The 15395-nt window shown below is 45.6% G+C and carries 1 protein-coding gene (running past one end of the window); it reads left to right on the forward strand.

The window, feature by feature from the left end:
- Positions 1-15395, forward strand: partial view of a non-ribosomal peptide synthase/polyketide synthase gene (locus P20495_RS04625; protein WP_008138114.1) — the 3' portion only. It extends 12283 nt beyond the left edge of the window; 15395 of the gene's 27678 nt are visible here — the last part of the coding sequence; its start codon lies beyond the left edge, outside the window; its stop codon occupies positions 15393-15395.

The following is a 15395-nucleotide window of genomic DNA, read 5'->3' on the forward strand; positions in this document are numbered from 1 at the left end:
GTCAGATGTTTGAAGCGCAGGTAGCAGCGACCCCCAATAATGTAGCAGCGATTTTTGAAGATAAGTCACTGACTTATCAAGAACTGAATGAGCAGGCTAATCAGGTCGCCGGATTTCTGGTTGAAAATCAGGTTAAAGCGGATTCTTTGGTCGCGCTGTGTGTTGATCGCTCTCTGGATATGTTTATTGGTATGCTGGGCATTGTTAAAGCCGGTGGTGCCTATTTGCCGATTGACCCGAACCTGCCGGAAGACCGCATCGACTTTATGATCGAAGATGCCGGTATTGAATTGGTATTGACTAGTAGCGAATTGATGTCAGAGCTTGATTTTGATGACTTGAAAGTATTGCCGCTGGATGAAAGCATCCGTTCACGCATATTGACCAAATACAGCACAAACAACCTTGATAGTGTGGAGCAACATTCGGATCATCTAGCGTATGTGATCTATACCTCTGGTTCAACAGGACAGCCAAAAGGTGTTATGGCCAGCCACAAAAATGTGGTTCGCTTAACTTGTGGAGCAGCTCAGTACATAGGTATCGATGAGCCGCTTAGAGTGTTGCACGCCGCACCAATCTCTTTTGACGCGGCAACCTTTGAAATTTGGGTGCCGCTGTTAAATGGCGGCACTGTGTGTTGTTACCCGCAAGACAAAATTGATGTTAACCAAATCAACCGCACCATAGTCGAAAATAAGATCAATCTGGCGTGGTTGACGGCAGGGCTGTTTGACGTGTGGGTTGACGCAAAAGATACCGCACATACACCATTGCGCACGATAGTGACCGGTGGTGATGTGGTATCTGCCAAGTCAGTAGCATGCTTGTATGATATGAATCCGAACATCAGGGTAGTTAACGGTTATGGCCCGACAGAATGTGTCACCTTTGCTTGTTGTCATGTTGTCGACCGTGATATCGAATCAGTCCAATCACTTCCTATCGGGCGAGCCATTGCCGATACTTTGGTTTATGTTTTCTCTGATCAGGGTCAGCCTGTGCCGATAGGTGCTGTTGGTGAACTGTACATCGGTGGTGATGGAGTATCCCGTGGTTATTTGAATCAGGCGGCATTGACAGAAGAAAAATTCATTGCCAACCCCTTTAGTGATGATGCGGCTTCGCGACTTTACAAAACTGGTGATTTGGTTCGCTGGTTACCACAGGGTGTGGTTGAATATGTTGGCCGTGTTGATCATCAGATCAAACTGCGTGGTTTCAGGATTGAGCTTGGCGAAATCGAACAACACCTACGCAGTTGCACCGATGTTAAAGATGCGGTAGTTACTTATCATCAGGATAGTTATCTGGTGGGTTATGTCCTGTCTGAGACAGGCAATGAAGATATAAAAACGGCGCAATTGCGTACGCAACTACAGCTCAGATTGCCAGAGCACATGGTACCGTCGATCTTTATGAGCATAGACAAAATGCCGCTGACCACCAATGGTAAAGTAGATCGAAAACGTTTGCCTAAGCCTGATTTAAATCAGATGATGCAGGTACAATATGTCGCACCAACAACCGAAACCGAACAGCGTTTGTGTCAAATCTGGTCTGAATTGTTGCCGGTAGAGACCATTTCAGCCGACGTGCCGTTTTTCGATTTTGGTGGTAACTCATTGCTAGCAATGAGTTTGACCACAGCCATCAATGAAGTGTTCTCTGTTACCGTGGCGCTGCGTGATGTGTTTGAACATAGTACAGTTATTGCACTTTCTGTAGTGATCGATAGTGCTGCAACGGTTGAACATGTCAGCATTAGCAACGTAGCTCGCGACAGTGTATTGCCGTTATCTTTTGCCCAGCAGCGCTTGTGGTTTATCGACCAGTTAGAGGGTAGCAGTCATTATAATATGCCAAGCCCGCTGGTATTCTGCGCCGAACTTGATATTTCCATCCTTGAGCATGCGCTTGGAACCATTATGGAACGTCATGAAATTCTGCGAACTATTTACGTAGAGATTGACGGACAGCCTTGTCAAACCATTCAAAGTAATTCCGAGTTTAAACTTGAACAGACGTCTTTGACTTACTTACCATTTGAACAGCAGCAACAAGAGCTTGAACAAAGAGTACAGGCCGAAACGGCACGAGTGTTCGATTTGAGCGCCGATTTAATGTTGCGAGCGAGCATCGTAACCGTTAACAACGCTGAAGGTGATATCGAACATGTATTGTTGCTGATGCTGCATCACATCGCGTTTGATGGTTGGTCAATGGGGGTTTTTACTGACGAACTTAACCGTTTGTATAGTGCTTTTGTTAACGGCAAAGCAAACCCATTGCCAGCACTTGAGCTGCAATATGTTGATTACGCTAACTGGCAGCGAAAGCGGTTAGTAGGTGATGAACTGGTCAAAGGTCTGGGGTACTGGTCACAACATTTGGCAGGTATGCCACCGGTGCACAGTTTGCCGCTGGATTATCCACGGCCCAAACAGCAATCTTTTGTTGGTATCACTCAAAAGCGTCCATTGAATCCTGAGCTGGGTCGTTCGATTCAGGCTTTGTGCCAGAGCAAAGACGTTACGCTGTTCATGTTGCTGCAAAGTGCATTTTCAGTGTTGATCGGGCGTTATTCCAATGAAACAGATATCGTGATTGGTACGCCGACTGCCGGACGTGAACATCAGGATCTTGAGCAGATGATTGGATTCTTTGTTAATACTTTGGTGCTGCGCAGCGATCTTGAAGGTAATCCTTCCTTCACTGAATTGCTGGCGGAAAACAAAACCCGTTTACTTGATGCCTACACCTATCAGTACATTCCGTTTGAAATGTTGGTAGAAGAGCTAAAACCTGAGCGTAGTATGAGTTATGGTCCGCTTAACCAGATTGTGTTTGCGGTACAAAACTTTGAACATGGCGAGCTGGACATGTCTGGCGTGACAACCCGTGCTTACGAAAACGATGACAAGCAGCTTAGTCCTGATTTTGAACTGGGTCTGCATGTTAACTTTGATGGCGACAATCTGATCTTTGATTGGTCTTGCAATACGGCTGTGTTTAATGAGCAAACCCTTGAACGCTTCGGTAACAGTATGGAAATTCTGTTGCAGGGTATTGTAGCTAACCCAGACACTAACATTCAGTCGTTGCCAGTACTTAGCGAGCAAGAGCGCAATACGCTGATTGATGAGTTGAATGATACCGCAGTTGAATACCCTAAAGAGTTATGTATTCACGAAGTGTTTGAAGCGCAGGTTGTACTGAATCCACAGGCTATAGCCGTGGTGTATGAAAACAACAGCTTAAGCTATGAGCAACTTAACCTTCAAGCCAACCAGTTGGCTCACTATCTCAAGGTGTTAGGGGTTAAATCTGGTCATTTGGTCGGGCTGTGTATTGAGCGTTCACTGGATATGGTGATTGGTCTGTTGGCAATCCTTAAAGCGGGTGGAGCATATGTGCCACTTGATCCTAGTTATCCAGTTGATCGCCTTAACCATATGCTCAGCGATTCCAACGCACAGTTGTTGCTGACCCAACGTAACAGCTTTACCCAGTCATCTTTTGCTGAAACTATGCAGAAAGTTTACATCGATGACCGCAGTGAATGGACTAATGAAGCAATAACCAATATGGATAAAGACGACATTGGTCTGACTTCATCTGATTTGGCGTACATGATTTACACCTCTGGTTCTTCAGGTAAACCCAAAGGAGTTATGATTGAACATCATAACGTGCTTAATTTGTTTACCGGTTTGGATAAGCAGTTTGGAACATCACAAGGTCAGGACCACTGGCTTGCTGTGACCAGTATCAGTTTTGATATCTCGGTGCTGGAATTGTTCTGGACCCTTGGTAACGGCCACAAAGTGGTGGTTCAACCAGACCGTCCGGTGCCGGTTGAAAACACCAAGGCACTTGACTTCAGTTTGTTCTATTTTGCCGCTGAAGAAAGTAATCAGTCGGTTAATAAATACCATTTGTTGTTTGAAGGGGCCAAATTTGCTGATACTCACGACATGGCAGCGATTTGGGTCCCTGAACGTCACTTTGCAAGCTTTGGTGATCCGTTCCCGAACCCATCTGTAGCTGCTGCTGCGGTTGCTGCTATTACTAATAATATTGCTATTCGTTCGGGTAGTGTGGTATTGCCACTGCACGACCCAATACGTGTCGCCGAAGAATGGTCGATGGTAGATAACATCTCCAATGGTCGCGTTGAATTATCCCTGGCTTCCGGTTGGCATCCAAATGATTTTGTTTTAGCCCCTGATGATTATCATACCCGTCATCAGAAGTTACAAACCAATACCGAAGTGCTCAAAGAGTTCTGGAAAGGTGCGCCAATGCTGCGCACCAATGGTATAGGAAAAGAAGTAGAGATTTATCTGCACCCACAACCGGTGCAAAAAACATTGCCGACCTGGATCACTGCCGGTGGCAATCCCGAGACTTTCCGAAATGCAGGATTGACTGGTGCGCACTTGTTGACCCATTTGTTGAGCCAGGGCAAAGAAACCCTTGGAAAAAACATCAAGGTTTATCAGGACGCCTTAGTAGAAGCCGGTTACCGCGTCGAGGACTTCAAGGTTGCCGTGATGCTCCATACCTTTGTCGGCGAGAACATTGACGAGGTTAAAGCGATTGTTGAAAAACCTTTCAAAAACTACCTGCGTCAGTCTATTAATCTGCTTAGACCTCTGGCAGAGCAAGCGGGTCTTGACCTGTACAACGACGTAGATGCCCTGTTGGACATGGGTTTTGAACGTCATTTCCAAACCAGCGGCCTGATGGGCACGCCTCAGAGCTGTATGAGCCAGATTCAAGAGCTACAGGAAATTGGTGTGACAGAGCTTGCCTGTTTGATTGACTTTGGCGTTGATCATCAACTGAGCATAGATCATTTGCCGCAGTTACATCAATTGCAGCAAAATGTCAGGCAGTTGGCAGGACAACAGCAATTGCTGGCCAGGCGTCTTGAGAACCACTGGTCACCTGCGCAACTGATGACTGAACATCAGATCACCCATATGCAGTGTACACCTACATTTGCCCATGAAATGGTAATGGAAACTGATGGTCAATCGGCACTTGGTCAACTTAAACACTTGTGTATTGGTGGTGAAGCATTATCCCCAGAGCTTGCCTCACAAGTACTAAGCCATATGCAAGGTCAGGTGTTTAATATGTACGGCCCTACTGAAACTACGGTGTGGTCGGCCATTTCAGATGTTACGCTGACAAGTGTTGATCTTGGCGCACCCATTGCTAACACTCAATTCTATGTAGTGGATCAATATCAGCAATTAGTGCCAAGAGGTACTGTGGGAGAATTGTTTATCGGCGGTGACGGCGTAACGCGTGGTTATTACCAGCGCGAAGAGCTGACTGCTGACAAGTTTATCAATAACCCGTTCACTGCACATGACGATGTAATAGGTCGGATATACAAAACCGGTGATCTGGTACGCTGGTTGCCTGACGGTGGCCTGCAATACTTTGGTCGTATCGATGAACAGGTTAAAGTACGCGGTTTCCGAATAGAACTTGGCGAGATAGAATCTGCATTGCTGAGTTATAAAAAAGTCACAGAAGCTGTTGTAATTGCATGGGGTGAACCCAAACGTTTGTTAGCCTATGTGGTTACTGAGTCAGGTGTTAATATCGATGAAGATTTGCTGCGCGAGCACATTAAAACCTCTTTACCGGAATATATGATCCCGGCATCTTTTGTCCAGCTCGATGGGTTGCCATTGACGCCAAATGGAAAAATCAACCGTAATGCGTTGCCGGAGCCTGACAGCCAAATATTGAGCGAATCGACTTATGTAGCACCAGTAACTGACATTGAACGTCAGTTGTGTGAAATATGGCAAACCGAGTTGGGTATTGAGCAGGTTGGTGTAACTGACAACTTCTTTTCTATTGGTGGTGACTCAATTCTGTCCATAAGAATGATAGCTTCGTGTAATCGCAATAGTCTTGGTTTGGCGACACGCCAATTGTTTGAACACCAAACCATTCGCGAATTGGCATTGCAGGTGGTAGGCAGCAATATTTCCATTGTAGCACCGCAAACACCAAGCGAAGCAGGACAGGCACTATTACCTGTACAACTTTGGTATCTTGAAAGTGGCGATGCGGTTGACCGTTCGCACTATAATCATGCTTTGTTGCTTAAAGCTCCGAAAAAATTTAATAAGGCGCTGTTAAAGCAATTGGTTACGGCTTTGTATCAGCGTCATGATGCGTTGAGATTGCGCTTTACTCAAGAACAGGACCAATGGCAAGCCAATTACCAGATATTTGACAACGCCATGGTTGCAGCCTCAGTGGTTGTTGAAGATCTTGACGGCCTAAGTGCCGAACAACAAACCCAAGCGCTTGAAACTCGTGGTGAAGCGATTCAGGCAAGTTTGTCCATCACAGACGGGCCTCTGTTTAAAGCGGTATTGTTCACCTCAATGCAGGGTGAGCAACGCCTGTTGCTGGTATTGCATCATTTGGTGGTCGACGGTATTTCATGGCGTATATTACTGACTGATTTAAAGCTTGGTTATGAACAACTTACTAGCGGAAAACCCGTTAAACTGACTGCGAAAACATCGTCCTTACAACAATGGGGCAAATTTCTGCTTGAACATGCTGCCACCGATGCGGTGCAGCAAGAGCGTGATTACTGGTTGGAGCAACTGTCAATTGCAGTAGCACCATTGCCTGTAGGTCATGGTGAAGTGGTAGACAATACTGTTGCAACAACCGGGCAAGTTTCATTCACCCTTGATGCTGAGAAAACCACATCGCTGTTGACTGACAGCAATAAACCATATCGTACCGAGATCAACGACTTACTGCTGACGGCATTGCTGTCAGGCATTAATGACTGGAGTGGTGAATCTGCCGCTCGGGTTGATATGGAAGGGCATGGCCGTGAAGCGCTTAATGAAATTATTGATCATAGTGATACCCTGGGTTGGTTTACCAGCATTTATCCATTGACATTGCACAGTGAGAAAGGTGTTGATATTGCACAAAGAATTATGGCTGTTAAAGAGCAAACCCGTCAGGTGCCCAACAAAGGCATCGGATTTGGTTTGCTTAAGTTCCTTGTCCGTGACGAAGGGATCAACAATCAATGCCACGGCAACGAATCGCCGATTATTTTTAACTATATTGGTCAGGTTGACCAAGCCATGGGCACCGACAGTATCTTTAGTATTGCAGATGAGAGCGCCGGTAATATCATCAGCGTTAAACGCCAGCGTGAGCATCAGCTGAGCATTGTCGGCAGTGTGCTTGAAGGTCAATTGACTATCGCTATCGGTTATAACTCAAAGCAATACGATCATCAGATGATGACGGATCTGGTTGAGGGCATTAAGTCAGGCCTTGAGCAGATTGTCGAACATTGCCAGAGCGATGAAGCGGGTTGTTATACCCCAAGTGATTTCCCACTGGCACAGATAAATGCACAAGAGTTGCAACAATGGCAGGTTGATCACCCTACCCTTGAAGATGTTTATGTCTCTACACCGATGCAGCAGGGTTTGTTGTTCCACAGCCTGATGGATAAATCAGCTTATATAACCCAGCTATTCCTGAACGTTATCGGTGATCTGGATATTGACGCATTCAGTCGGGCTTGGCAGCAGGTTGTGAATCATTACGATGTGTTCCGTACTGTGTTTGTCGGCGAGCAGATGCATCAATTGGTGGTTGCCAACGGCTCATTAGATGTCACGGTTAAAGACCTGCGTGATATGGATGTAACACAACAGCGAAAATCCTTTGAAAACTACCGACGGGCTGACAAAAAGCAGGGCTTTGATATTACCCAGCTACCTTTGATGAGACTATCAATGTTTCAGCTGGATGACAAAACTGTACGTTTATTATTGTCTTATCACCATGCTGTAATGGATGCGTGGTCTCAGGCGATTGTGCTTAAAAACGTAATACTGTGTTATGAAGCCATTAAGGCGGGTCGCACTGAGCAATTGCCGACGTTGGTCCCATATCGTGGCTACGTTCAGTGGTTGAACGATCAGGACAAACCGGCAGCACGTGTTTACTGGCAGCAGATGCTAGGTGATTTTGAATCACCGACTGAAATTGGTATTGATCAGTTAAAAGTTGAGTCACAGGATACTGGCTCAGGTTATACCGCAGTTTATTTACCTGAAGATAAAACCGCAGCATTACAGCAGCTGGCAAAATCCACTAAAACTACCCTTAACACCATCATTCAGGGTGCCTGGGGTTACTTGCTGCACCGTTACAGTGGTGAGAAAACTGTGGTCTTTGGTGAGACTACCGCAGGAAGACCTGCCAAGTTGGCTGATGTCGGGCAGATAGCTGGTTTGTTTATCAACACCTTGCCAGTACGCATGGACTTTGATACAGAAACCGATATCAATACATGGTTGCAGCAGTTGCACAAACAAGGGGTAGAAAGAGAGTCGTTTAGCTATCTGCCGTTGCTTGACATTCAGCGCCTCAGTGGCGTAGAAAAAAATGTCTCACTGTTTAACTCCCTATTTGCATTTAACCACTTCCCAATCGAAGAGCTTGTGGATGACGGCACTGGTTACAACGGGCTGGCGTTTGATGATTTTGCCGATGACGAACAGACCAACTATGGTTTGTCCTTCAGTGTCGCGGTAGGGCCTGAACTTGAATTTTCAGTGGATTATAAGGGAGCAGATTTTTCCGAAGAAACCATTATGCGTTTGCTTGGCCATATGGAAGTTATCCTTGATGGTATTTTGGCAGGAACAGACGGTAAAATTACTGATTTGCCGATGCTGACCAACGCAGAACATCAGCGATATAACCAGTGGAACGAGACTAAAAGAGGCTTTGATGAAAATGCCTGTATTCATCACTTGTTTGAAGCCCAGGCTTTAAGTAATCCAAATGCCATTGCAGCGGTTTATGAAGATGAAGAGCTGACATATGGAGTGCTTAATGAGCAAGCTAATCAGGTTGCCTATTATCTGCTGGACCAACAGGTTAAACCTGACACCTTGGTTGGACTATGTCTGGACCGTTCACTGGATATGCTGGTGGGTATACTGGGTATACTCAAAGCCGGGGGGGCATACGTGCCGATAGATCCAAATCTTCCGGCAGATCGTATTGATTTTATGCTTGAAGACTCCAAGGTTGAACTTATTTTGACCCAGAGCGACTTGATGAGCGAGCTTGATTTTGATGATTTTAAAATTTTGCCGCTCGACGAGAACATCAGAACTAGTTTGTTAGGCAGATACAAAACCGATAATGTTGAAGTCGCACATAAATCGTCGCAACTAGCTTATGTGATTTATACCTCAGGTTCAACCGGACAGCCAAAAGGCGTTATGGTCACTCACCAAAACGTGGTCCGACTGGTTCATGGCAGCGGTGATTATGTGGGTATAAATGAGCCCCTTAAAGTTTTGGTAGCTGCGCCTATATCATTTGACGCTGCGACTTTTGAAATTTGGGTGCCATTGCTAAGTGGTGGTACTGCGGTATGTTATTCACACGAAAAAGTGGATATTGATCTGGTTAATCAAACGATTGCTGAGAATAAAGTCAATCTGGCATGGTTGACTGCACGTTTGTTTGACCTCTGGGTAGACAGCCCTCAAAGCGCCAATACATCACTTGAAACCATTATTACCGGTGGTGATGTGGTCTCCAGTAAGTCAGTGAAAAACTTGTATGACGCTAATCCTGATATCAGGGTAGTTAACGGTTATGGTCCTACAGAATGTGTAACTTTTGCTTGTTGCCATGTTATAGCACGTGATTTTGACCACAGACAGTCGTTGTCTATCGGTCGCGCCATTGGCGACACTTTAGTGTATGTACTTTCAGATGACTTAAAAGAAATGCCGATCGGTGCGGTTGGCCAATTGTATATAGGTGGTGCCGCTGTAGCTCGAGGTTACCTGAATCAACCGGGCATGACAGAAGACAAGTTTGTAGCTGACCCATATTCTGCTGACCCAACTGGGCGTATGTATAAAACAGGCGACTTAGTGCGCTGGTTGCCAGAGGGGCTGTTGGAATATATTGACCGAGTTGACCATCAGGTGAAACTGAGAGGATTCCGTATTGAACTGGGCGAGATTGAGCACCAGTTGGTGACCTGTGCTGGTGTTAAAGATGCCGTTGTTATGGTGTGTCAGGATGAAGGTACAGAAATCAAACGTTTGGTTGCTTACGTTAACCCTGAGAGCAATGATGACGAGATTGAATATCGTGACTTGATTGCCGCCTATCGTACCTATCTGGATGGTAAACTGCCGGAGCATATGGTGCCGTCGGTGTTTGTAGTGATACCTGTTATGCCGTTGACGGTAAATGGTAAAATTGACCGTAAAGCCTTGCCTAAACCACAAGATTTTGATGTTGAACAGATTGAATACGTCGCGCCTTCTTATGAGGTAGAAGCGGTAATATGTGAAGCCTTCGAGCAAATTATTGGCATCAGCCAGGTTGGCATAGGAGATAACTTTTTTACCCTTGGTGGCGACTCTATTATGTCTATACGGGTGGTTTCCAAAGTCAATCAGGCATTTGAAAGCAGTGATCATGCGAACTTGACTGTTAAAGACATTTTTGTACACCAAACGGCTAAAGCATTGGCTCAGTACATGGTCGACAATGCAACAGATGACAAGCCTGTGCTTAAAGTTGCACCGTTCTCATTGCTTAACGATGCTGAGCGTGAAGAAATTGGAGAAGCCCAATTAGCGCTTTATGATGATGTTTACCCGATGTCTGAATTGCAGCTGGGCATGGTATTTCACACGCAATTGCAAAACAGCGGCGAGGTGTACCATGACATCTTCAGTTATCACATCAAGATGCCCTGGGATCAGAATACCTTCGAACGGGCAGTGCGTCTGATGTTCGAACAGCATCCTGTATTGCGTACCGCTTACTACATGGATGGCGATCGTCCATTGCAGCGTGTAAACAAACTTGAACAATTACCACTTGTCTGTGGTGATATACGTCATTTGTCTGAAAATGAACAGGATCAGTTTGTTTCCGACTGGCTGATTCAGGAAAGAAGTGTAGAGTTTGACTGGGATGGGTCGCTTTTTAAGTTGTTTGTTTACCGTCGCACTGAAGACAGCTTTGAATTCTGCCTGAGCTTCCACCATGCGGTTTATGATGGCTGGAGTAACTCAAGTTTTATCAGCCAGTTATTTATTCATTATCAGAACTCAATGGCAGGCAAAGCATTACCTGCACCGCAGACAGAATATGTGTTTCGTGATTTTGTTGCATTGGAACTGACTGCATTGGCCGATCCTGATGCGAAAAACTACTGGTTGTCGGTACTCGAAGATGCGCCGTTGAAGCAAATTCCGAACAAACTTAAAAGTAACAACCAGCATGAAGACCGCATTGACAAATTATATAATGTTCCAGGGTTTTCGGATTTGTCTCAACAACTGTATACCGTAGCCAAGAAACTTGGCGAACCTTTACAGTCGGTATTGCTTAGCGCACATGCTAAGGTATTGACCAGCATGAGTGGTCATTCACAGGCGTTGTCGTCGGTAGTAGTTAACGGTCGACCTGAATATGAAGGTGGTGATCGCGGTCTGGGACTATTTTTGAACGCAATGCCAGTATGTTTTGATTTGGCTCCGGACAGCAGCTGGTCAGAGTTGGTGGCTTCGGTTGCCGAGCGCATGAGTACATCAATGGCTCATCGTCATTATCCATCATCGGCTATCCAAAGGGATACCGGACGTACATTCTCTGAGGTGATATTCAACTACACCCACTTCCACGCCTTTAGTGATATTGAAGTTGATTTGGATGAGCAGGTGCTGGACTCGCAGGGCTTTGAACAAACCAACTACGATTTTGTGGTTAACTTTTCAAGAACTGCTATGGGCTCAGATAATTTGTCATTGTATATCAACTTTGACATGAATCGTTACGACGAAGCTTTGATCAAACGCATGGGTGGCTATTACATCAATGTATTCAAAGCGTTGCTGGCGGATGTTGACCAGCAGCACAATCCTTGCTATTTGCTTGGTGAAGCAGAACGTCAGACACTGGTTAACGATTGGAACGATACACAGGTCGATTACCCGCAACAAAGTAGTGTGCAACAGTTGTTTGAACAGCACGTAGTGCTTAATCCCAACGCACCAGCGCTTGCTTTTGGTGAGTATCAGTTAACCTATAGTGAATTGAATGAACAAGCTAATCAGCTTGCCCATTGCCTTAAGGCAGAGGGGGTTGATACTGATACCTTGGTTGGTCTTTGTATGGCACGTTCGCAGCAAATTGTGATTGGTATGTTGGCGGTGCTTAAAGCTGGCGCAGCATACGTACCGATTGACCCGGAATTGCCACAGGAACGGATTGACTACATAGTTGAAGACTCCTCGATACAGTTGGTACTTACCGATGCGGTGTCAAAGTTTGAGACTTCGGTAACCGATTTGTCCATACTGTGTTTAGACGATGCAAAATTGAATGAATTGGTTAACTATCATAGCCATAATGTGGCTAACGATACGTTTAGCGAAAAACAACTGGCTTATGTAATTTATACCTCCGGGTCAACAGGTCAGCCTAAAGGGGTTATGGTCAATCATCAAAATATTGTTGGTTTGATCAGCGATCAGAACTATGTGTCTATCGCTTTGGGTGATGTGGTAGCACAGGCAGCCAGTACTTCTTTTGATGCGGCTACGTTTGAGATATGGGGGGCTTTATGTAATGGCGCAAAAGTCGCTTACATTGACAAAGATACGTTGTTGCAGGTCGACAAACTGGACGAGGCACTACAACGTGAATCTGTTTCAGTGATGTTTGTTACTACAGCATTGCTTAATCAGGCCGCTTTTCAGCGTCCGACATTGTTCAGCAAATTGAGTTGCTTGTTGTTCGGTGGTGAACAGGTTAACTATAGTGCAGTACAGCTTATCATTGACCATGGTAAACCGAAAAAACTGTTACACGTTTACGGTCCAACTGAAGCGACAACTTTCTCTACGTTTGCTGAGTTAAGCGGCAATTACACTGAAGGCAGTCGACAAATTACCATCGGTGCTCCTCTGGCTAATGTACAGGTTTATGTGATGGACCAGCACGCAACATTGTTGCCAGCAGGCGCAGTGGGGGAGTTGTTAATAGGTGGTCGTGGTGTTGCCAGAGGTTATTTCAGCCGTCAAGACTTGACAGACGAGAAGTTTATCATTAATCCGTTTAACGACGATCCGGCTGAGCGACTGTACAAAACAGGTGATCTGGTACGCTGGATGCCGGACGGTACATTAGACTTTATTGGTCGGGTTGACCATCAGGTCAAAGTACGTGGTTTTCGGATTGAACCAGGTGAAATTGAGCATCAATTAACCAGTATCAACGGTGTTAAAGAAGCGTTGGTTCTGGCATTGGAAGATTTGGCAGATATTGAGTCTCTGAATAAACGTCTGGTGGCTTATGTGGTGCCTGAAGCATTTGAACAACAGGGAGAAGGCAGTGGATTGGTCACGCATTACCGTAGTCATTTACAGACTAAACTACCAGAGCACATGATTCCATCGGCATTTGTGGTGCTAGATGTGATGCCACTGACAGTAAACGGAAAAATTGACCGCAAGTCACTGCCGTTACCTGAGTTTGATGATGTTGTAGCGTCTGATTGTGTAGAGCCAGAAACCGAGACTGAACGGAAATTGTGTGAAATATGGACTGAACTCTTGTCACTGAGAAAGGTAAGCACCGATGTATCGTTTTTTGAAATGGGCGGTCACTCGTTGATGATCACCAAGTTGACCTCTGTTATTACCAATGTGTTCTCGGTAAGACTGGAGTTGCGTGATATCTTCGAAAATCAGACCATTGTTATGCTCGCTAAGGTGATAGATGAGGCGGACAAGGTCGAACAGGTCAATATTGACATTGTATCTAGAGAGCAAAACCTGCCGCTGTCGTTTGCCCAGCAACGTATGTGGTTTGTTGACCAACTCGAAGGCAGTGCCCATTACAACCTGCAAAACGTGATGGTAGTTGGTGGTCATTTTGACCATGGCTGTTTCGAACGGGCATTGACCACACTGATTGAACGCCATGAGGTATTGTCTACTCGTTTTGAAGAGCACGAAGGTCAGGCCCGTCAGGTGATTTATCCAGCGGTACCGTTTGTACTTGAACAACAACTGATTAAAGATGAAACCCGCGAAGGCTGTTATGCCCAGGTTAAAACTCTTGCGGCCGTTGAAGCCAGAAGGCCATTTAATTTAAGCACTGATTTGATGCTGCGTGCCCGTATTCTGACATTGTCAGACAATCAAAATGGTGGTGAGGTTGAGCGCATTATGTTGCTGACCACACACCATATTGCTTTTGACGGGGTTTCTACCGCGATATTTACCCGTGAGCTGGGCGTGTTGTACGCCGCTTATCTTACCGGGCAAGATAACACATTGGCACCGTTGCCGGTGCAGTATGCTGATTATGCACAGTGGCAGCGCAACAGGTTAAGTGGTGACGTGTTGGAAGGGCATCTGGATTACTGGCGCAACTATCTTCACAACATACCATCAGTGCACCGTTTACCGCTGGATAATCCAAGACCACAAAAACAGACCTATGTCGGCGCAGAGCATCGTTGCCGTCTGAATGGCGAATTGACAGAGCAGATCAATGATTTTTGTCAACGCCATGACGTAACCCTGTTTATGTTCTTGCAAACGGCGTTCTCGGTTTTGTTGTCCCGTTACAGTAATGAGACCGATATTATTATGGGCACACCGATAGCAGGTCGTACCCAACAGGATACCGCTGAATTGATTGGTTTCTTTGTCAATACTTTGGTGTTGCGCAATAACTTATCGGGTAATCCTACCTTCACCTCGCTGTTGGCTGAAAATAAGCAGAACCTGCTGGATGCCTTTACTCATCAGCATATTCCGTTTGATATGCTGGTTGATGAACTCAGGCCTCAGCGCAGTTTCAGTCACAACGAGCTGTATCAGGTGGTGTTGGCAGTACAAAATTTTGAACAAGCCCCACTTGAACTGTCGGGTTTGACCATTAAACCATTCCAGCATGAAGACAACCAGTTGACGCCGGACTATGAGTTGGGCCTGCACGTTACCGAGCTGGAAAATGAGCTGGAACTGGTCTGGACATGCAGCACGGCCGTATTTGAACAACAAACCTTATTGCGCTTTGCCGATAGTCTGCAAACTTTGATACACGGTATTATACAAGCCCCGGAAACGGAAATAATGGTATTGCCAATTACCCAGGAACATCTACAGGACGAAGAGGTTGATGCGCTTTTACTTGAACCGGATATTAATAACCTAGATGAGGAAGCAATGAACGATTTATTCGCACAGTTAGAAGACATGTCTGAGGCAGATATCGAATCTGCGCTGGCAAATAAGGAAGAATGA

This window comes from Pseudoalteromonas sp. BSi20495 (genome assembly GCF_000241185.1).
Lineage (GTDB): Bacteria > Pseudomonadota > Gammaproteobacteria > Enterobacterales > Alteromonadaceae > Pseudoalteromonas > Pseudoalteromonas fuliginea.